The 19,872-nt window shown below is 73.1% G+C and carries 18 protein-coding genes and 1 pseudogene; 6 read left to right on the top strand and 13 right to left on the bottom strand.

The features are described 5' to 3' along the window. Window positions 1-22: 22 nt before the first annotated feature. The 4 genes from ACFC1R_RS03030 to ACFC1R_RS03015 all read right to left on the bottom strand — a co-directional run bounded on the left by ACFC1R_RS03030 (window position 23) and on the right by ACFC1R_RS03015 (window position 3,295). Window positions 23-1,105 carry a PDZ domain-containing protein gene (locus tag ACFC1R_RS03030; protein ID WP_375931712.1) on the bottom strand — a complete coding sequence of 361 codons (1,083 nt, stop codon included), beginning with the start codon at window positions 1,103-1,105 and terminating at the stop codon, window positions 23-25. 42 nt (window positions 1,106-1,147) lie between these two features. Further along, entirely contained in the window at window positions 1,148-1,330 is a 183-nt protein-coding gene (locus tag ACFC1R_RS03025) for a hypothetical protein (RefSeq protein WP_375931709.1), read from the bottom strand. A 176-nt stretch (window positions 1,331-1,506) separates the two neighbouring features. Next, a complete protein-coding gene (locus tag ACFC1R_RS03020) occupies window positions 1,507-1,947 on the bottom strand; it encodes a molybdenum cofactor biosynthesis protein MoaE (protein WP_375931706.1) in 441 nt (146 codons plus the stop codon). A 199-nt stretch (window positions 1,948-2,146) separates the two neighbouring features. After that, entirely contained in the window at window positions 2,147-3,295 is a 1,149-nt protein-coding gene (locus tag ACFC1R_RS03015; RefSeq protein ID WP_375931703.1) for an NAD-dependent epimerase/dehydratase family protein, read from the bottom strand. Window positions 3,296-3,486: 191 nt separating this feature from the next. On the opposite strand from ACFC1R_RS03015, the gene ACFC1R_RS03010 reads away from it, so the two are divergent. Together ACFC1R_RS03010 and ACFC1R_RS03005 are read left to right on the top strand one after the other, a co-directional pair. Next, on the top strand, window positions 3,487-5,067 hold the full coding sequence (locus ACFC1R_RS03010; protein ID WP_375932252.1) for a zinc-dependent metalloprotease: 1,581 nt from the start codon (window positions 3,487-3,489) through the stop codon (window positions 5,065-5,067). Next, on the top strand, window positions 5,064-5,651 hold the full coding sequence (locus ACFC1R_RS03005; RefSeq protein WP_375931700.1) for an NUDIX hydrolase: 588 nt from the start codon (window positions 5,064-5,066) through the stop codon (window positions 5,649-5,651). Before ACFC1R_RS03010 ends, ACFC1R_RS03005 begins: the two co-directional genes overlap by 4 nt. Before the next feature lie 190 nt (window positions 5,652-5,841). Here ACFC1R_RS03005 and ACFC1R_RS03000 read toward each other — a convergent pair whose 3' ends face one another. Further along, complete coding sequence (locus ACFC1R_RS03000) at window positions 5,842-6,420, bottom strand: M48 family metallopeptidase (RefSeq protein ID WP_375932249.1); 579 nt, start codon at window positions 6,418-6,420, stop codon at window positions 5,842-5,844. Between the two features lie 527 nt (window positions 6,421-6,947). Between ACFC1R_RS03000 and ACFC1R_RS02995 the strand changes: the two genes are divergently transcribed. Beyond that, entirely contained in the window at window positions 6,948-8,090 is a 1,143-nt protein-coding gene (locus ACFC1R_RS02995; RefSeq protein WP_375931697.1) for a ThiF family adenylyltransferase, read from the top strand. Between the two features lie 314 nt (window positions 8,091-8,404). Next, a complete protein-coding gene (locus tag ACFC1R_RS02990) occupies window positions 8,405-9,790 on the top strand; it encodes an ABC1 kinase family protein (protein ID WP_375931694.1) in 1,386 nt (461 codons plus the stop codon). A gap of 105 nt (window positions 9,791-9,895) precedes the next feature. On the opposite strand, the gene ACFC1R_RS02985 is transcribed toward ACFC1R_RS02990, so the two are convergent. From ACFC1R_RS02985 to ACFC1R_RS02970, 4 genes are all read right to left on the bottom strand, one after another. Beyond that, window positions 9,896-10,243, bottom strand: coding sequence for a hypothetical protein (locus ACFC1R_RS02985; RefSeq protein WP_375931691.1), 348 nt, complete (start codon window positions 10,241-10,243; stop codon window positions 9,896-9,898). Window positions 10,244-10,290: 47 nt separating this feature from the next. Continuing rightward, a complete protein-coding gene (locus tag ACFC1R_RS02980) occupies window positions 10,291-10,653 on the bottom strand; it encodes a WhiB family transcriptional regulator (protein WP_375931688.1) in 363 nt (120 codons plus the stop codon). A 169-nt stretch (window positions 10,654-10,822) separates the two neighbouring features. Continuing rightward, entirely contained in the window at window positions 10,823-11,263 is a 441-nt protein-coding gene (locus tag ACFC1R_RS02975) for a hypothetical protein (RefSeq protein WP_375931685.1), read from the bottom strand. A gap of 244 nt (window positions 11,264-11,507) precedes the next feature. Then, the gene (locus ACFC1R_RS02970; RefSeq protein ID WP_375931682.1) at window positions 11,508-13,781 is read right to left on the bottom strand and encodes an ATP-dependent DNA helicase UvrD2; all 2,274 of its coding nucleotides are present in this window, start codon (window positions 13,779-13,781) and stop codon (window positions 11,508-11,510) included. A 182-nt stretch (window positions 13,782-13,963) separates the two neighbouring features. On the opposite strand from ACFC1R_RS02970, the gene ACFC1R_RS02965 reads away from it, so the two are divergent. Then, on the top strand, window positions 13,964-14,221 hold the full coding sequence (locus ACFC1R_RS02965; protein ID WP_375931679.1) for a mycoredoxin: 258 nt from the start codon (window positions 13,964-13,966) through the stop codon (window positions 14,219-14,221). Here ACFC1R_RS02965 and ACFC1R_RS02960 read toward each other — a convergent pair. Continuing rightward, entirely contained in the window at window positions 14,194-15,075 is an 882-nt protein-coding gene (locus tag ACFC1R_RS02960) for a GntR family transcriptional regulator (RefSeq protein WP_375931676.1), read from the bottom strand. The genes ACFC1R_RS02965 and ACFC1R_RS02960 overlap by 28 nt on opposite strands. A 166-nt stretch (window positions 15,076-15,241) precedes the next feature. Between ACFC1R_RS02960 and ACFC1R_RS02955 the strand changes: the two genes are divergently transcribed. After that, window positions 15,242-15,730 carry an ATP-binding protein gene (locus ACFC1R_RS02955; protein ID WP_375931673.1) on the top strand — a complete coding sequence of 163 codons (489 nt, stop codon included), beginning with the start codon at window positions 15,242-15,244 and terminating at the stop codon, window positions 15,728-15,730. 139 nt (window positions 15,731-15,869) lie between these two features. Here the strand turns inward: ACFC1R_RS02955 and nudC are convergent, their stop codons facing one another. The 3 genes and pseudogenes from nudC to ACFC1R_RS02940 all read right to left on the bottom strand — a co-directional run. Further along, window positions 15,870-16,802 carry an NAD(+) diphosphatase gene (gene nudC / locus ACFC1R_RS02950; protein WP_375931670.1) on the bottom strand — a complete coding sequence of 311 codons (933 nt, stop codon included), beginning with the start codon at window positions 16,800-16,802 and terminating at the stop codon, window positions 15,870-15,872. 57 nt (window positions 16,803-16,859) lie between these two features. After that, window positions 16,860-18,260, bottom strand: a complete 1,401-nt coding sequence (locus tag ACFC1R_RS02945) for a dipeptidase (RefSeq protein ID WP_375931667.1) — start codon at window positions 18,258-18,260, stop codon at window positions 16,860-16,862. Between the two features lie 173 nt (window positions 18,261-18,433). Next, window positions 18,434-19,872, bottom strand: a pseudogene (locus tag ACFC1R_RS02940) (ABC transporter permease); the annotation flags it as partial.

Raw genomic sequence — 19,872 nt, 5'->3', positions numbered from 1 at the left:
GGGCGGCGGCCGGCCCGGCCGGCTACTTGCTGCAGGACGGCAGCGCTGCGGTCTGGCCGGCCCTGACCTCGTCGAGCGCCTTCAGCGCGTCGGCCAGTGTGTTCACCTTGATCAGCCGCAGGCCGCCGGGCGTGTTCCCGGCGGCCTCGGCGCAGTTGTCGGCCGGGGTGAAGAAGTACTCGGCGCCCTTCTCCCGGGCGGCGATCAGCTTCATCGAGATGCCGCCGATCGGGCCGACTTTGCCGTCGTCGCTGATCGTGCCCGTCCCGGCGACGAACTTGCCGCCGGTCAGGTCGGTGGGGGTGAGCTTGTCGATGATGCCGAGCGAGAACATCAGGCCGGCGCTCGGGCCGCCGACGTCCTGCAGCCCGATGTCGATCTTGAACGGGTAGTCGTGGGTCACCCCGGGACCGATCCCGACGATCGCCCGGCCGGTGCCGTCCGTCGCCCTGGCGGTGGTGATCGCGACCTTCTTCTCGGCCGCCGGGTCCGGCGTGACGCCGTCCCTGCCGTGCGGGACCACGGTGAACTCGACCGTCTCACCGGGCTTGTGCTTGGTCACCTGCTGAGCCACCTGCGCCTGCGAGGTGATCGGCGTGCCGTCCACCGCCACGATCTGGTCGCCCGCGTGCAGCTTCCCCTCGGAGGGGCCGCCGGCCACCACGGAGGAGACGACCACCTCGGTCCCGACCGGAATCCCCAGCTGGGTCAGTGCGGCGGTCTTGGCGCTGTCCTCGGAGGAGGCGAACTCCTCGGCGTTCTGCTGCTGGGCCTGCTGGTCGGTCTGCCCCTCGGGGTAGACGTTCTCGTGCGGCACCACCAGGACGTCGTCACGCAGCCAGCCGACCACCACCGAGACCAGGCTGGGCTGGTACTTCGCCCCCGTCACCTGGACCGTGGTCATGTTGAGGTGCCCGCTGACCGGATAGGTCTGGTGCCCGGTGATGTTGATCACCGGCTGGTCGCCACCGTCCTGCACCCCGAGCGTGTTGAACGTCGGCCCCGGACTCATCTCGGTGTACGGCACCTTCATCAGTACCGAGGCACACAACAGTGCTATCAGCATCAGGGTCGCGGCGAGCATCGTCGCAGAGCGGCGTGGCATGGCTCGACAGTACGGGACGAGGGTGACGGAGCGCGCTCCGGGCTACTGCCCGTTGCCGCCCGGAACGGTGGCCGTGCTGCGCTCCATCGCCGCGCGGAAGCGCTGGTGCTCGGCCAGCGAGGCCGGGTCACCGGTGGCCCTGGGTGTCCGGGCCGCCCAGCCGGCCCAGATCATGGCGGCGATCGCCGCGACTACGGGGATGATCAACCAGGCGAGCGCAGCCATGTCAGTACTCCCAGCTCGTCGTGTCTATGAGCAGATTAACCAACCTGGCGGACAACGGCCGCAGCGCCGTCCGGGTTACGGGACGACGCCTCCTGTCACCACCCGGAGGGACGCACCGGGCCCCGGTTGCCCGATCGGGTGAACCCGCCCGGCGGACGGGATCCTGCGGACGGGCCCTAGCAGGAGCCGGCGCCCACCCACTCCTCCTCGCCGTCGGCGAAGACCTGGTGCTTCCAGATCGGCACCTCGTGCTTGAGGTCGTCGATCAGCCGGCGGGCCGCAGCGAAGGCCTCGCCCCGGTGCGGGCAGGACACCGCGACGATGACCGCCTTGTCGGTGATCTCCAGCCGGCCGACCCGGTGCACCGCCGCCAGCGCGCGCACCGGGAACTCCGCGACGATCTTCTCGGCGATCCGGCGCATCTCCCGCTCGGCGGTCGGGTGGGCGCTGTACTCCAGCGCGGCGACCGACTTGCCGCCGTCGTGGTCCCGGACCGTCCCCACGAAGACCGTGGTGCCGCCGGCCGCGTCGTCACCGACGGCCTCGTAGACCTCGTCCAGCGAGAGCGGGGTCTCCCGGACGGCGAGCAGGCGGATGGGGTCGCGGTTCTCGGTCATGGTCACCATGATTCCTCATCCGAGGTGGGATTCGGCAAGAGGCTTCCGCATCACGATTGGGAAATTTCGCAATGCGGTAATCCTGTGGGTCCGATGCCGACGGCACCGGCTCCGCGAACGGCCCGCCACCGAGGTGCCGGGCCGTTCGCACCGTTCGCCGCGCCCGGACCGGCCTCCCGCCGCCCCGGGTGCGCGGGGCCTAGAACCGGCGGCGCTTGCGGGCCCGACGGACCAGCGCGGCCGTACCGACCAGGGCCACCGTCGCACCGGCCGCTCCCAGGCTGGTCGCCGCCTCCTTGCCGCCCAGCCGCCGCCCCGCCACCGCGTGCTTGCCCGAGACCTGCGCCAGCAGCTCGGCCAGCACCTCCTCGTTGCCGAACGACGGCCGCCAGCCCGCCTCGTGCAACCGGCTGCCGGAGACCACCCACGGGTACATGGTGTACGCGAGATCGCCCGCCGGAGCCGGGGTCAGCCCCAGCCGGTGCAGCCGGGCCGCCGTACCGAGCGCCAGCGAGGCCGGCAGCTCCATCCGCCGGATGCCCGACAGCTCCTCGACGTCCTCCTGCTCCAGCCAGCCGTCGCAGCCGACCGTCACCTCGCCCTCGACCAGCCCCAGGGCCGCGTACTCCAGCGCCGAGGCCAGGTCGTCCACGTGGCAGAACTGCCAGCAGGGGCGCGAACCGGCCACCACCAGCAGCCTGGGCGCCTCGAAGTGCCTGGTCAGCACGGTGTCCACGCCGGGGCCCACGACCACCGCGGGGCGCAGGACGGTCACCTGGAGACCCGGGTGGGCGCGCGGCGCGCGGCGGGCCAGACGCTCGATCTCCAGCAGGTCGCCGACCAGCGAGGCCTCCTCGGTGGCCCGCAGCTCGGAGTCCTCGGCCAACGGCACCTCGTTGTCCGGCAGCGCGCCGTAGACCATCGCCGAGGTGCAGAGCACCACCCGGCCGACCCCGGCCGCCGCCGCCGCGGTGACCACGGTCTGGGCGCCGCGCACGTTGTACGCGCTGCGCGCCCGGGCGTCGGACTCCATCCCGAAGTCCATCGCCAGGTGGACCACCACGTCCACCCCGGCCAGCCGCTCGGCCACCGCCGGGTCCCGGACGTCCAGGACCCGCCAGTGCACACCGGGCACCTCACCGCGCCGGTCGTCCAGCGCCAGCACCCTGCGGACGTGCGGCGAGGCCACCAGCCGCGCCGCGACGCGCTCGCCGAGCACCCCGGCGGCACCGGTGACGGCCACGGTCAGTGGACGCCCGCCGTAGGCTGGAGACGGCGAACCCGCGGCAACTGGGGCGTCCTCACCTCCGGTCAGCCCAGAGCGAACGTCCGAAGGCGGGGAACTCACCGGCCATCCTCCACGGTTAGCTTATGTGCGTACGTACGAGTGTCACGTACCGTCCATCCTGCCCGAGGCGCGGGCCTGGCAGTGCACCCGGCACGGCCCGGGTCGCCGAGCCGCTGCTCCGCACCCCCCGCCTTGGGCCCGCACCTCCCCGCCACACCACCCGCGTGACGGCCGACCAGATCGAGGACCCCGTGAGCGACCTCCCCTTCGGATTCGGCGTTCCGCCCGAGGAGCCCGAGGACGGCAAGGCCACGCCCGGCAAGGACGAGCACGGTCAGGACAGGCCCGGGCAGGGCAGGTCGGACGCGGCCAAGGGCTCCGAACCGGGCTCCGGCCCGACGCCGCAGCAGCCCTTCGGCTTCGGCGGTGCCAACCCGCTGGGCGCCCTCTTCGGCATGGGCGGCATGGGCATGCCCGGCGCCCCCGGTGGCCCCGGCGGGGGCGACAACCCCTTCGGTGCGATGTTCGGCGGGCTCAACCCCAACGACCTGGGCGCCGCCTTCCAGCAGCTCGGCCAGATGCTCTCCTTCGACGGCGGCCCGGTGAACTGGGAGCTGGCCAAGGACATCGCCCGGCAGACCGTGGTCGCCGAGCCCGCCGAGGGCAAGAGCAAGGACCGTTCGGTCGGCGCCGCCGAGCGCTCGGCCGTCGAGGAGGCCGTCCGCCTCGCCGACCTCTGGCTCGACTCCGCCACCGAGTTCCCCTCCGGCGCGAACACCGCCGTGGCGTGGAGCCGGGCCGAGTGGATCGAGGCCACCCTGCCGGTCTGGAAGGACCTGGTCGACCCGGTCGCCGAGCGGGTCGCGGGCGCCATGGGCGGCGTGCTGCCCGAGGAGATGCAGGCCATGGCCGGGCCACTGATGGGCATGATGCGCTCGATGGGCGGCGCGATGTTCGGCACCCAGATCGGCCAGGCGCTCGGCGCGCTGGCCGCCGAGGTGGTCGGCTCCACCGACGTCGGCCTGCCGCTCGCCCCGGCCGGCAAGGCGGCGCTGCTGCCGCAGAACGTCGCCGAGTTCGGCGAGGGCCTGAGCGTCCCCGCCGAGGAGGTCCGGCTCTACCTGGCCCTGCGCGAGGCGGCCCACCAGCGGCTCTTCGCCCACGTCCCGTGGCTTCGGGCGCACCTGTTCGGCGCCGTCGAGGCCTACGCGCGCGGCATCAAGGTGGACAGCTCCCGGATGGAGGAGCTGGTCGGCCAGCTCGACCCGAGCAACCCCGAAGCGCTCCAGGAGGCCCTCGCGGGAGGCCTGCTCCAGCCGGAGGACACCCCGGCGCAGAAGGCCGCCCTGGCCCGCCTGGAGACCGCCCTCGCCCTGGTCGAGGGCTGGGTGGACGCGGTCGTGCACGCCGCCGCCGAGCCGCACCTGCCGCAGGCCGGCGCCCTGCGCGAGACGGTACGCCGCCGCCGCGCCGCCGGTGGCCCCGCCGAGCAGACCTTCGCCACCCTGGTCGGCCTCGAACTCCGTCCGCGCCGGCTGCGCGACGCCTCCCGGCTGTGGGCCTCGCTGGCCGACGCGCGCGGCATCGAGGGCCGCGACTCGCTCTGGGAGCACCCCGACATGCTCCCCACCGCCGCCGACCTGGACGACCCGGACGGCTTCGTGCACCAGGGCACCGGTGACGCCGCCGAGGGCGGCATCGACTTCGACGCACTCGACAAGCTGCTCGGCGAGGCCGCGGCGGGCGGGCACGGCACGGGTGGGCCGGGCTCCGCCGAGCCGGGCAAGGAGTCGGACGGGAACGGCAAGGGCGAGGGCGAGAACAAGGCATGACCCTGATCGACACGGCCGGCACCGGCCTGCACTCCGACGCCGTCCGCGCCCTGTCCGGCTGGTCCGTGGCCGACGCCGACCAGGAACAGCTCCGCCGGGACTACCTCAACCACCTGGCAGACCAGCCGGAGGGCCTCTACCGCAGCTGCCTGCCCGCGCACATCACCGCCAGCGCCGTGGTGGTCGACCCGGCCGCCGGGCGGGTGCTGCTGACCCTGCACCCCAAGGTCGGCATCTGGCTGCAGATGGGCGGCCACTGCGAGCCCGGCGACGCCACCCTGGCCGCCGCCGCACTGCGCGAGGCCACCGAGGAGTCCGGGATCCAGGGGCTCCGGCTGCTCGGCGTCGACGGTGTGCCGACACCGGTCAAGCTCGACCGGCACCAGGTGCGCTGCACCGGCAAGGACCAGCCGGAGAACACCCACCTCGACGTCCAGTACGTCGCGCTGGCCCCGGCCGGCGCGGAGGCGCTGATCAGCGAGGAGTCGCTGGACCTGCGCTGGTTCGACTACGACCGCCTGCCGGAGCTGACCGACGTCTCCGTCCGCGAGCTGGTCGCCCTGGCGCGCCTGCGCACTGCCTGACAGGCCGAACCGGCCGAACGACTGGCCGGAGCGCTCCTCGGGGCGCTGCACGGCGGGACGCCGGACGGCCGACCGTGCGCCGCTGTCGGGCAGGCACTCCGGGGACCGTGCAGGCGCCGACGGCGCGGGACACCGCGTGACCGGCCCGCCGCAGGGTCGTGGCGCCACCGCTCCGCGCCACCGGCGAGCGTCAGTCGCAGGACTCGGGGGCTTCGTCCTCGTCCGGCACCGGGGCACGGCCGCCGCGCGCACCGGGGATGTGCGGCAGCCGGGCGGCGGAGGCGACACCCTCCAGGTACCCGCGCGCGCGCTCGGTGCGCGGGTACGCCTCCAACAGCGCCCAGAAGGCCGGGCCGTGGTCGGGCACCAGCAGGTGCGCCAGCTCGTGCAGCAGCACGTAGTCCACGACGTAGCCGGGCATGCCCTGGAGCCGGTGGGAGAGTCTGATGGTGCGCTCGCTGGGGGTGCAGGAGCCCCAGCGGGAGTTCTGGTTGGTCACCCAGCGGACCTGCTCGGGCTCGGCCCGGCCGCCCAGGTAGGCCGCCGACAGCTCCCGGGCCCGTACCGCCAGGGCGTCGTCCCCGAGCGTACGGCGGCTCTCCTGCGCGGCCAGCTTGTCGAGCATCTGCGCCACCCAACGCTGCTCCTCCGCGTGCGACATCCGGGCGGGGATCAGCACGATCGTCCGGTCGCCCTCGCGGTAGGCGGAGACCGTACGGCTGCGGCGGGCGCTGCGGCGGACCTCGACGTCGGACCGGGCGGGGAGCAGGGCTGCGTCCCGGCCGTCCCGGCCGGCCGGGGTCTCCCGGACGGACGAGGAGGTCTCGCGGACCGAGGCGGTGTCGGGGTGCGGGGCGGCACCGGCGAGCGGGGAGGCGCCGGGTGCCGGGCGCGCACGGCTGCTCGGCGTCGCCACTACCGGCCCGGACGCTGCACGGGCACGCCGAGGCGACACCGAAGGATGGGAGTCCCTTTCGGCTGCCATGGCACCCGACGTTACCCGGTGTCACGGACGGAAGTCCGCTGCCGTGGCCGAAATGTTTCCCGGACCGATCGGTAGCGAAAGGTGCTGCCGGACCGGCTGCGGGAGTTGTCCACAGGGTGTGCGAAACGCTGGTCCGATCATCGGTCCGGGCCTGTGGACAACCGGGCCCGGACCGACGGCGCCATCGGGCATCCTGCCGTCGGACCACCACTCACGCCACGTCCCGGCACCGCCCCCGCAACGTCCCGTACCGCCCCCGCACCACCCTCACAACGTCCCGTACCGCCCTCGCACCGCGCCGGAGGACCGCCATGCAGCCCGTGTCCAGGCCCATGCTCAAGCCCGCACTCTCCCGCGCCTGGCGGGACCGAGACACCCTGCAGTTCGGCACCGTCCGTCGGCACGCCCGGCTGGTCGAGGAGGTCGACCAGGCCGTCACCGCCTTCCTGGACCTGATCGACGGCACCCGGGAGCACAGCGCCCTGCTCGACGCCGGGGAGCGGCTCGGCCTCGGCAGCGCGGTGGCCGCGCAGCTGCTCGCCTCGCTGGCGCAGAGCGGCCTGCTGGACGACGCGGAGGCCACCGCCAAGGCCCTGGCCGGGTACCCGCGGCCGCGCCAGGACCTGCTCGGCCCCGACCTCGCCTCGCTCTCCCTGGTGCACCCGGCGCCCGGTGAGGCCCCGGCGGTGCTCCGGGGGCGGTGCCGGGCCAGGGTCGAGGTGCGCGGCGCCGGGCGGGTGGGCGCGGCCGTCGCCGCCGCACTCGCCGCGGGCGGGGTCGGTTCGGTCACCGTCCTGGACAAGGGCCGGGTCACGGCACGGGACTGCTCCCCCGCCGGGTACCCGCCCACCGAGGTCGGCCGGCTGCGCACCACCGCCGCCCGGGACGTGGTGCACCGGGCCTCCGGGGCCGCTGTCGGCGAGCGGTACCGCCCGTCCCGCCGGCCGGGCGCCGACACACCGCCCGTGCTGGTCGTGCTGGCTCCCCGGGACGGCAGCGGCGCCTTCACCGGTGCGGCGGCCGAGGCCCACCGGCTGATGCGCGCGGGCATCCCGCACCTGTACGTCGGCGTGCTGGAGCACCTGGGCGTCGTCGGGCCGCTGGTCCTGCCCGGCGCCTCGGCCTGCGGCAGCTGCGCGACCCTGGCCCGGCGGGACGAGGACGAGGCCTGGCCCAGGCTGCTCGCCCAGCTCGGCGACGAGGGCCCCGGGCGGCCCCGGGCGCCCGCCTGCGACAGCGCGCTCGCCACCGCGGTGGCCGGGCTCGCCGCGCTGCACGTCCAGCTGTACCTGGACGGCGGGAGCCCGCCGAGCATCGACGGCTGGTGCGAGGTGTCCGCCGCCGACGGCATGGCCCGGCGCCTGCGGCTGCCGAGCCACCCGGACTGCGGCTGCCTCTGGCAGTCGGTACCCCGGCCCAGGCCCACCCCTGACGAGTCGATGCACTCGGGCTGACGCGCGCCCCCAGCGGTCGGGCACGCCCCCACGCGCGCCGCAGGTCCCACCCGGACACCGAGGTACCTAAACGCCGAGGCGCCTAGACGCCAAGGCACCGAGGCACCCGGGTGTCGGTCGCCCATCCGACCGGCACCACGATCAGCGCGTGACCAGCGGTGTGACCGGCGGCGTGAACAGCGGTTTCGCTCAAGGCATTCGATCGGACCGGACCGTTCGACCGAGCAGATCGGTCGAGCGGGCACAATGGCGTAGTGACCACCATCCTCCGGTCTGTTGTGACCGACGGGGACAACTGACTTGGAGGCCCCCGGGTGAGCGATCTTCCGCGCAAGGCAGTGACCCGCACGGCTCGGCTCGCCGCCCTGCCCCTCGGGATAGCCGGACGCGCCACCCTGGGCTTCGGCAAGCGGATCGGCGGGCGTTCGGCGGAGGTGGTCACCGCCGAACTCCAGCAGGCCACCGCCGACCAACTCTTCAAGGTCCTCGGGGAGTTGAAAGGCGGAGCGATGAAGTTCGGGCAGGTGCTGTCCGTCTTCGAGGCCGCACTGCCCGAGGAGGTCGCCGGGCCCTACCGGGCCGCCCTGACCAAACTCCAGGACGCCGCACCCCCGATGCCCGCCGCCTCCGTGCATGCCGCACTGTCCGAGCGGCTCGGCAAGGACTGGCGGTCGAAGTTCCGGCAGTTCGACGACCGTCCGGCGGCCGCCGCCTCGATCGGCCAGGTGCACCGGGCCGTCTGGCACGACGGGCGCGAGGTCGCGGTCAAGGTCCAGTACCCGGGCGCCGGTGACGCACTGCTCTCCGACCTCACCCAGCTCAGCCGGGTGGCCTGGCTGGTCGGTCCGCTGATCCCCGGGCTCGACATCAAGCCGCTGATCTCCGAGCTGCGTGAACGCGTCTCCGAGGAGCTCGACTACGAGCTGGAGGCGGAGGCCCAGCGGCGGCACGCCGAGGAGTTCGCCGACGACCCGGACATCACGGTGCCCAGGGTGGTGGCCCAGACCGACCAGGTGCTGATCACCGAGTGGCTGGACGGTGTCCCGCTGGCCGAGGTGATCGCGAACGGCACCCAGCGCGAGCGCGACCGGGCCGGCCAGTTGCTGGCCCGCTTCCTGTTCGCCGGCCCGTCCCGCACCGGCCTGCTGCACGCCGACCCGCACCCCGGGAACTTCCGGCTCATCAAGGACGGCAGGACCGCGTCAGGTTGGCGCCTGGGCGTACTCGACTTCGGCACCGTGGACCGGCTGCCCGAGGGGCTGCCCACCCCGATCGGGGACTCGCTGCGGATGGCCCTCGCCGGGGACGCCTCCGGAGTCCTGGACATGCTCCGCGAGGAGGGCTTCGTCAAGCCGTCGACCGAGCTGGACCCGGACGCCGTCCTTCGGTACCTGCTGCCGATCATCGAACCGGCCAGCGTGGACACCTTCCACTTCACCCGCAGCTGGATGCGTGCCCAGGCCGCCCGGATCGCCGACCCCCGCTCGCCCGCCTACAACCTCGGCAAGCAGCTCAACCTGCCGCCCGCCTACCTGCTGATCCACCGGGTCACGCTCAGCACCATCGGGGTGCTCTGCCAGCTGGGCGCCAAGGCGCCGTTCCGGGCCGAGATGCTGGACTGGCTCCCCGGCTTCGCCGATGAGGCCGCTGCCGGGGCCGCGCTGGAAGACGCCCTGGCCGAGGTCCTGGAAGAGGGCTGACGCTCAAGGGAGAGCGTGATGCGGCGATGGCCGCTCCCCTATTCGCAGGGGAGCGGCCATCGCCGTCACTGTGGTGCAGGCCGGAACCTGCCGGGCGCGGGGCGCTTACATCACGGCGGCCGCGAGCGCCTTGCGGGCACGCAGCGAAGCGCGCTCGGCGCGGCGCTTCAGCTTCGCCGCCCGCGCGACGCGGAGGACCAGACGTTGGTGCTCGGCCTCTTGCAAGCGCTCTTGCATATGGGCCCGGGCCAGGGATTCCTGGAGAAGATGCATTTCGAGTGTCCTGTTCTGGATCTGAAGTTCGGTGGTCTGCTCGGCGCGGACGGTCGGATCGATGGCGGCGGGGGTCATGTGGTGGTCCTGCTCGTGGTGCGTGTTCGGGAAGGGACGGGAGAGTTCTGCATCCGCCTTGGCGGCGGCGATACGGATGGAGTGCCGCAGAGCGCTGTCCATCGGGGGCTGCTCTCCCCGACCGACGGCTGCCGCGGACTTCGCGGGGTTCATGCCACGACCTCGTTCTTGCGCGGACGGCCCCGGGGCCGCTTGCGGGCGACGACCACGCCCTGCACGAAGAGCTCGCCACCCCAGACGCCCCACGGCTCACGCCGCTCCAGCGCACCGGCCAGGCACGCCTCCTTCACCGGGCAGGTGCCGCAGAGCGACTTGGCGTACTCGACGTCGGCCGGCGTCTCCGCGAAGAAGACCTCGGGGTCGAAGGCACGACACGGGATGGTCTGGCCGAGGGCCTCGGCGTCGTCGAGCGCGGTGAGCTGCATGAGGGAAACCTCCGGAGGGTCGGCCTGGTCGGCCTTGGTGTTGTCTGTCGGTACGGACGGGAGTGGCGGTGTGATGACCGTGGACACTGTGGGTGTTCCTCGTCTTCTCTCTGTGGTTCCGATCCCGGCCTGCTGGTGGGGCTGGATCGGAGGCCCCGAGGGGCCAGGGTGGGTCTGACGTACCGGACAAACAGAAGGGCCGCGGATCCCGGTGTTACGGGGTTCCGCGGCCCTGGAGTGCCGACCTGAGGGTGCCTCAGGTTCGCTCTCTCCAGGGTCCAGGCCCGCGGAAGGCCCGCATCCGGATGGCCATGGCGCCGGTAAAGGCGGCCTCGGCCAGGTTGATCTGCTGCTGCTCCTGCTTCTGGGCTGCTCCGGCACCGATGACCCGCGCATAGTCGCCATGCTTGGTGGCGGCTACGACGGCCTTCGATGCCTGGAGCGGTCGCTCGCTACGGGACAGACCCGACTCGACGGACGTGGCATCAGTGTTGCCAGGACCACTGACAGTGGAGCCGCCGAGAACAGCGGCATTGGCAATGGAGACACCGGTGGCGTCGAGACCCAGACCGCCCTCGGCAGGGACGACCACGTCACGCAGCTGCGCGGCGACGATCGAGGTGCCGGTGGCGTCGAACTGCGAGAGTGCACGCCAAGGCATGGCGATGACGGTCTGGCCAGTCAGTTTGGTGATCATCTTGGTTCCCACTGTCTTCGCCTCCTCTCGGCGTCTCGCGGTGCCCAGTCCCCCGGGCTCCGATGTTCGGATGTCTGTCAGGTCAAGCAGGTACGGCTGATGGTGCGCAGGGGGAAGCTGTTTCAGGAGTGACCCCGTCCAGCTCGCGGTCTTGTCCCCTTGACCGCTCCGGCAGGCTATTGCGCTCCCAGCACGGCGCGCAAACTATTTTTTCGGCGAGTTCCGAAGTGGTCTTGCGAGCGGCTCAGGCCGGCTCGTCCGACTCCCCCGAGTCTCCCCCTGGGGTCTCCCCCTGCTGGTCGCCCTCGGACTCGTCCTCGGGAACCTCCCCAGCACACAACGACAGCACGGCGGCCCCGTACTTGTCCAGTTTCATGGCGCCCACTCCCGAGATCAGCGCCAGTTCGCGGGCGCTGGCGGGGACGTCCTCGGCGATCGCCATCAGGGTCGCGTCGGTGAAGACGACGTAGGCCGGGGCGCCCTGCTTCTTCGCCTGTCCGGCCCGCCACTCGCGCAACCGCTCGAACAGCGCCTCGTCCATCGAGGAGGGGCAGTCCTCGCAGCGGCGCAGCTTGCGCTCCACCGCTTCGGTCAGTGTGCGGTCGCAGACCCGGCACTTGACCGGCCCGCGCACCTTGCGGCCGGCCGAGCGCTCGACCCCGGACTCCACCCCGCCCCGGCCTGCGCGCGAGCGCCCGCCCGGGGCGCTGGAGCCCGGCCGCAGGCCGTCCAGGAAGCGGGTGGGCCTGCGGCTCGCCCGGCCGCCCGGGGAGCGCGCGAGCGCCCAGGACAGCGTCAGGTGCACCCTGGCGCGGGTGGCCCCGACGTAGAGCAGTCGGCGCTCCTCCTCGACCTGCTCGTCGGTCTTGGCGTAGATGATCGGCAGGGTGCCCTCGGAGAGGCCGACCAGGAAGACGGCGTCCCACTCCAGACCCTTGGCGGCGTGCAGCGAGGCCAGTGTGACGCCCTCCACCGCGGGGGCGTGCTGAGCGGCGGCGCGGGCGTCGAGCTCGGCGACGTAGGCCGCGAGATCCGCGGCCCCGCCCGCGCCCAGCCGGGCGGCCTCGAACTCCTCGGCGAGCCGGACCAGGGCGGCCAGCGACTCCCACCGCTCGCGGACGGTGCCCGAACCGGCCGGGGGCACCGGGGTGAAGCCCCGGCTGGCCAGCACCGCCCGGACCTGCCCGGCGAGGTCGGGCGCCCCGGCGGTCAGCGGGTCGGACCCGGCGCGGGCGGCACCGCGCAGCAGCATCACCGAGTCCCGCACCTCCGGCCGCTCGAAGAACCGCTCGGCGCCCTTGAGCTGGTACGAGATGCCGAGGTCGGCCAGCGCCTGTTCGTAGACCTCGGACTGGCCGTTGGTACGGAACAGCACCGCGATCTCACTCGCCCGCACGCCCTGGGCCAGCAGCCTCTCGATCGCGTGGGCGGTGCTCTCGGCCTCGGTCGGCTCGTCCGGGTACTCGACGTAGACCGGGTCGGGACCGGCCTCGCGCTGCGAGATCAGCTCCAGGCGGTGCTGGGCCGCGTGGCCCCTGGCCTGGGCGAGCAGGCCGTTGGCCAGGTGCACCACCTGCGGGGTGGAGCGGTAGTCGCGGACCAGCTTGACCACCGTGGCCTCGGGGTGCCGGTTGCGGAAGTTCAGCAGGTAGTCGGGGGTGGCGCCGGTGAAGGAGTAGATGGTCTGGCTGGCGTCGCCGACCACGCAGAGACTGGCGCCGCCCGCCGTCCACTGGTCGAGCAGGCGCTGCTGGAGCGGGGAGACGTCCTGGTACTCGTCCACCGTGAAGTGACGGTACTGGGCCCGGACCCGGTCGGCGATCTCCGGGCGGTCCTCCAGGATCGCGGCGGTCAGCAGCAACACGTCCTCGAAGTCGATCACACCGCGGTCGCGCTTGGTCTGCTCGTAGGTGGCGTAGACCCGGGCGATCTCGGCCGGGTCGCGCGGGGCGTCGCGGCCGGTCTTGAGCACGGCGGCCGGGTAGTCGTCCGGCACGATCTGGGTGACCTTGGCCCACTCGATCTCGCTGGTGAGGTCGCGCAGTTCGGTGCGCTGGACCCGCAGGCCGCTGCGGCCGGCGGCCTCGGCGACCAGCTGCACCTTGCGCTCCAGCAGCCTGGGCACCTCGCCGCCGATCGCGCGCGGCCAGAAGTACTGGAGCTGGCGGAGCGCGGCGGAGTGGAAGGTGCGGGCCTGCACGCCCTCGGCGCCGAGCTGGCGCAGCCGGCCGCGCATCTCGCCGGCCGCGCGGGCGGTGAAGGTGACGGCGAGCACCTGCTGCGGCTGGTAGACGCCGCTGCGCACGCCGTAGGCGATCCGGTGGGTGATCGCCCTGGTCTTGCCCGTCCCGGCGCCCGCGAGGACGCAGACGGGCCCGTGCAGGGCCGTGGCCACCGCCCGCTGCTCGGGGTCGAGGCCCGCCAGCACGGCGTCGGCGCCGACCGCCGCCCCGCCGGCGGGGCCGGGGGTGTCGTACGGACCGGAGGTGCCCAGGAGCTCTTGCTGCATGCCCTCCATCCTCGCAGGGTCGACTGACGATCCGGCCCGGGTTGTCCACAGGCCCGGCAGGGTGAACGGATAATCACTCCGTGAACCGGCGCGCGCGCCAAGTCGCACGCCGGGCGCACGAGGAATGTCGGAAGCACTCCGTACGTTCTGGCCACAGACCGCAAGCCCCCTTCCCGAAGGAGCCCAACGCCATGTCCGGCAGCGTCACGATGTACAGCACGACCTGGTGCGGGTACTGCAACCGTCTGAAGAGCCAGCTGGACCGCGAGGGCATCGGCTACACCGAGATCAACATCGAGCAGGACCCGGACTCGGCGTCCTTCGTCGAGTCGGTGAACAACGGCAACCAGACCGTCCCGACCGTGCTGGTCCAGCCGGCCGGCGGTGGCGAGCGGGTCGTGATGACCAACCCGAGCCTGCTTCAGGTCAAGAAGGCCTTGGCCGCCTGACCCGGGATCAACTCCGCGGCGACCCCGGCCTGCTCCGGCCCGGGGCCGTCCGCCTCGGGCCCGGGCACCGGCCGGGCGCCCAGCTCGCCGAGTCCGTACACCAGCCGGCAGCGGTCCGCCGAGTAGCGCGACTCGACCACCCGGACCGGACCGCGCCGGTCGTACGTCACCCGGGTCTGCACCAGCAGCGGCACCCCGGGCCCGCCCTGGAACCAGGCCGACTCCTCGGGCCCGGGCATCCGCGACACCAGGTGGTCCACCGCGCCGATCTCGGTGCGGCCGAGCGCGGCCAGCACCGACTCGTCCCCGCCCGGCACCGGATCGGGCTCCATCAGCGGCGTGCCGGCGGCCAGCCCGGCCCGGTAGTGGCTCTCCTCGATCGAGTACGGCTCACGGTCCATCAGCCGCAGCTGGCGGCGGACCACCACGGCCTCGCCCGGCCGCATCCCGAGCCGCTCGGCGATGTCCACCCGGGCCCGGACGATCAGCATCTCGAAGTCCACCGTCAACCGGCGTCCCGCCGTCTGCGCCTCTTTCGGGTAGACCTCGGAGGGGGCGGCCAGGCAGTCCGGCAGGCCGGGGACGGGCGCGGGACCGTACGCCCGGTGGTCCAGCACCGGGTGGTCCTTGAGGAAGGTCCCCTTGCCCTGGAGGCGGACCAGCCTGCCCTCGTTGACCAGCACGTCGACCGCGAGGCGGACGGTGTTGCGGGCCACGCCGTACTGCTGCTCCAGCTCCCCCTCGACCGGGAGCGGGACGTCGCTCGGCCACTCCCCGGCCGCGATGCGGCGGCGCAGATCGGCGGCCAGACGCTGGTACTTCGGTGATTGGGCACTGCCCCGTGGGATTGTCACCCGAGTGAATGTAGCGAGAGGGCTTGCGCCATTTCAGCGAAACCGGCCAATATTGGCCGGGATTGGGGATTCCGAGATTGATCCCAACCAGAACGATTGCGGTCGCCCGGCGACACCGTCGCCAAATCCGGCGCCGTATTCCAACCAGCACACCGGGGGCGGATCCATGCCCGTAACCAGTTCCGCGCACCTGTACAACGCGCGCCAGACCGACCAGCAACGCGCTGCCCCGGGCGGCGCCCGGCAGCGGCCCGGCCGCACCCTCGAAGCCGCCGATCGCGGCGCTTGGTCGGTGACGGCCACCTTCCCGCCCCAGCCGCGCAACGTCGGCCGGGCCCGCCTGCTGACCAGTACCGCACTGGCCGCCTGGGGCGCCGCCGACCTGGTCGACAGCGCCCAGCTGCTGGTGTCCGAGCTGGTCACCAATGCGGTGCGGTACGGCCGGGGCGCGATCTCGATCACCCTGGCGCTGACCGACGCCGCCCTGCAGATCTCGGTCGCGGACTTCGGCCGCGAGCTGCCCCAGGCCCGCGAGGCCGGCGAGGAGGACTCCAGCGGGCGGGGCCTGGCCATCGTCACCATGCTCTGCGAGGAGTGGACGGTGACCACCCGGCTGACCGGCAAGACCGTCAGCTGCTGGCTCGACCTGTCCTGACCCGTTCCGACGTTGACGGTCGGAAATCATCGAAGCCGGTCAGGGATTCGGTCAAATTAATCCGACAATAAAGGCCGAAGGGGCGTGCAGAGAACATCCGCACGCCCCCTTTCCGCACCCAGTCGGCGGAAATCGGCGACTAGCCGCGAGCCACCGAAGGCAGCGGCTCGCCGTACCAGAGTTCGACCAGATGACGGGCGATCGAAATTCCGGACGGCGACAGGATCTCCCCCGCGACCATTCCGGCCCGCAGTTCCTCGCGGGAGAACCAGCGCGCCTCGGCCAGTTCCTCACCGTCGACCGTGATCGCGGTGCCCCCCGGTGCGGCCTTGCCCAGGAAGCCCAGCATCAGGCTGGCCGGGAACGGCCACGGCTGGCTGGCCACGTACTCGACCTCGGCGACCCGGACCCCGGCCTCCTCGAAGACCTCCCGGCTCACCGCCTGCTCGATCGACTCACCGGGCTCGACGAACCCGGCCAGCGTGGACCAGCGGCCCTCCGGCCAGATCGCCTGGCGGCCGAGCAGGCAGCGGTCCTGCTCGTCGGTGATCAGCATGATCACCGCCGGGTCGGTGCGCGGGTAGTGTTCGGCGGCGCAGGAGGTGCAGCGGCGCACGTGTCCGGCCCCGGCCTTCTCGGTCGGGTGGCCGCAGCGCGAGCAGAAGCTGTGCAGCCGGTGCCAGTGCTCCAGCGCGACCGCGTGCACCAGCAGTCCGGCGTCGCGGTCCGAGAGCATCCCACCGACCTCGCGCAGCCCGGCCGGGCGGGCGTCGCCGTCCAGGCGGCCGGGCAGGCTCTCGCCGGCCAGGGCGAAGTACGAGGTGCCGTCGTCGTCGGTGCCGAGGAAGTACCGGTCGCCGGTCTGCGGCGCCTCGAAGGAGGGCAGCAGCACCAGCTCGGTCCCCGGCTCGGTGTCGACCACGAAGGCCTCGCCGCCCGAGATCGGCAGCACCTTGGTGCTCGGGTGGCTCCAGGCCGCCGCCAGCCACGGCTCGTCGAACCGGTGCTGCGCGGCCCGGTCCACTCCGGCGCGGGCCAGGGCGAGAGGCTTGGTCTCAGGCACGGTGCTCAACTCGGTCCATCCCCGTTCTGGTTGTCTTCAGCTCATCGCCATGCGCGTGCGCGGCTCTCACGCCCGACGCCAGTTCTCGGCCAGGTCGCCCCAGAGGTAGGCGGCCGTCTCGACGCCCTTGGCCAGCAGGTCGAGCTCGACCTTCTCGTTGATCGAGTGCCAGCCGTCCGACGGCACCGAGATGCCCAGGAAGAGCACCGGGGCACCGAGCACGTCCTGCAGGTCGGCGGCCGGGCCCGAGCCCCCCTCGCGGGTGAACAGGATCTTCTTCTCGAACGCGCGCCCCATGGCCCGGACGGTGGACTGCAGCGCCGGGTGGTCCAGCGGCGTCAGGCACGGCCGGGTGGCGCCGGGGAAGACCAGCTCGTACCGGATGCCCTCGGGCACCCGGGCGGCCACCCAGGCACGGACGGCCTCCCGCACCTTCTCCACCTCCTGGCCCGCCACCAGCCGGAAGGAGAGCTTGAGGTGCGCCTCGGCCGGCACGATGGTCTTGCCGCCGGGGCCGGTGTAGCCGCCCCAGATGCCGTTGACCTCGGCGGTCGGACGGGCCCAGACCCGCTCCAGGGTGGTGTAGCCGGCCTCGCCCTGGGTGCCGTACGACTTGGCGACCTTGAGCCACTGCGCCTCGTTGAAGGGCAGTTCGGCGAAGAGCTCGCGCTCCTGCTCGGTCAGCTCGACGATGCCGTCGTAGAAGCCCGGGACCGCCACCCTGCGGTCGGCGTCGTGCAGGGCCGCGGCGAGCGAGGCCGCGACGTCGGCCGGGTTGGGGACGGCGCCGCCGAAGGAACCGGAGTGGATGTCGCTGTCCGGGCCGTACAGGTCGATCTGGGCGTCGGCCAGGCCGCGCATGCCGGTGCAGACGGTCGGGGTGTCCTCGTCCCACATGCCGGTGTCCGAGATGATGACCACATCGGCGGCCAGGCGCTCGGCCTCACGGCGGACCAGGTTCGCGAAGTTCGGCGAGCCGGACTCCTCCTCGCCCTCGATCAGCAGCTTGAGGTTGACGGCGGGGGCGGTGCGGCCGGTGGCCGCCAGGTGCGCCCGGACACCCAGCGTGTGGAAGAAGACCTGGCCCTTGTCGTCCGCCGCGCCCCGGGCGAACAGCTGCCTGCCGATGACGGTCGGGGTGAACGGCTCGGTCGCCCAGCCGTCCTCCTTGGCCGCGGGCTGCACGTCGTGGTGCCCGTAGACCAGCACGGTGGGGGCGGACGAATCCCCGGAGGGCCACTCTGCGAACACGGCCGGCAGTCCGTCGGTCTCCCAGACCTCCGCCACCGGGAACCCCGTGGCGGTCAGCTTCCCGGCCAGCCACTGGGCCGAGCGGCGGACCTCGTCGGCCCGGTCCGGGTCGGCGGAGACGGACGGGATGCTCAACCAGTCGGACAGGTCCTGGAGGAAGGAGGCCTGGTGCTGGTCGATGTAGGAGCGGACGACGCTGTCCGGGGTTTTCGTCATACGGACGACTTTAGTTCGCCCATGCGGGTGCGTGCCCACGACGTCCGCGCACCGATCCAGTAACCTCCGTCACCTCTGTCACCTCTGTCACCTCCGGGCCTCCCGGGCCCCCGGGACCCGTCGGGACCCGGGGAACCCTGTCGGCCGACGGCCCAGGGAGCGACGCGGCGACGTCAGGCGGCCCGGCGGAGCACGCCCAGCCGGGACCGGCTGAAGAGCATGGCCAGCAGCGTCGCCACGGCGGGCAGGACGACCAGCATGAGCCCGAGGTCGAGCCAGGGGACCACGATCACCGTGCCGGCCTTCGGGTCGGCGTGGCCCTGGACCAGGCGGATCGCGAGGGCCGGCACGGCTCCGGTGACCGTGCCGAGCACCACGCCCATCGCCGCGATCACTCCGCACTGGAACCCGGAGAGCCGACGGCGGACGCCCCCGTCGGCGCCGACGGCGGCCAGGGTGGCCAGGTCGTGCTGGGAGTCGGCGGCCGCCAGCCCGGTGGCGATGCCGGCCGCACCGAGCGCGACCAGGGCGGCGAAACCGGTCAGTGCGAGGGTCATCGCGTCCCGGTCCGACCGGTAACCGCGTTCCACGGTCACCTTCGCGTCGGCCTCGACCGTGGCGGCGGCGCCGGCCGCCCTCTGTTCGGCCGAGCCGCTCGGCATCCCGTCCGGCAGCCAGACCGAACCGGTGGGCGTGACGGTCAGCCCGTTCCGCTCGGCGGCCTGCGGGGAGATCAGCGCGGTGGCGTTCGGCGTCGCCGAGGTCGCCACCACGGCCTCCACCAGGATCTCGTGGGTGACCGACTTCGCCGGCGCGGTCATCCGGCCGTCGGCGCCGACCCGGGGCAGTCCGCCGTTCTCGTCACCGCTCGGCTCGGTCACCCGGACGGCGACCCGGCCGTCCTTGACGTAGGCCGGGTCGAAGACCACCGCCTTGCCCTGGGCCAGGGCCTGCTCGGTCTGCTGGTCCCGGATCCCGAAGAGGTTGCGCAGCACGGCACCGTCGCCCGCCGGAAAGTCCCCGAACGCCCCGCCCAGCGAGAAGTGGTGCTCCCGGCAGCGGGGATCCGATCCCATCAGCCGGGCGAACTCGCCCGGGTCCGTCTGCACCGCCGGATCGCCGTCGGTGGCCGGGCAGCGGCGTTCCTCGGGCAACACCACCTGGACGTAGCCGCAGGAGGAGGAGCCCGCGGCGCAGGGCTTGCCGTAGCCGACCTGGAAGACGTCCCCACGGGTGCCGAGACCGGGAACCGCCTGCTCGACGGCGGATCGTTCCTGCGTTGCCAGCGCGGCGCTCCGGGCCTGCCGTGTGTCGAAGCTGAGCATGACCGCGCCGCTCGGCAGGCTGGCCCGGTACGCGTCGCGCAGCTGCTGGTCGTTGCTGGTGTTGTAGATCCCGACCGCGACCGAACCGGCCACCGCCGCCATCACCGCGGCCACCGCGGGTGCGGTACGGCCGCGGTGGCGCACCGCGTCGCGCAGCGCGAGCCGGGGGCTGAGCGGCAGTCGGCGGCCGAGCCGTCCGAACAGGCCGACCAGCAGCGGCGTGCAGGCCACCATCCCCAGTTCGGCGACCACCGACCCGCCGAGCACCCCGAGGGTGCCCTGGCCGC

Origin of the sequence: Kitasatospora sp. NPDC056138 (assembly GCF_042264695.1) — a bacterium.
GTDB lineage: Bacteria > Actinomycetota > Actinomycetes > Streptomycetales > Streptomycetaceae > Kitasatospora.
This window is presented reverse-complemented; position numbering and strand designations above follow the sequence as displayed.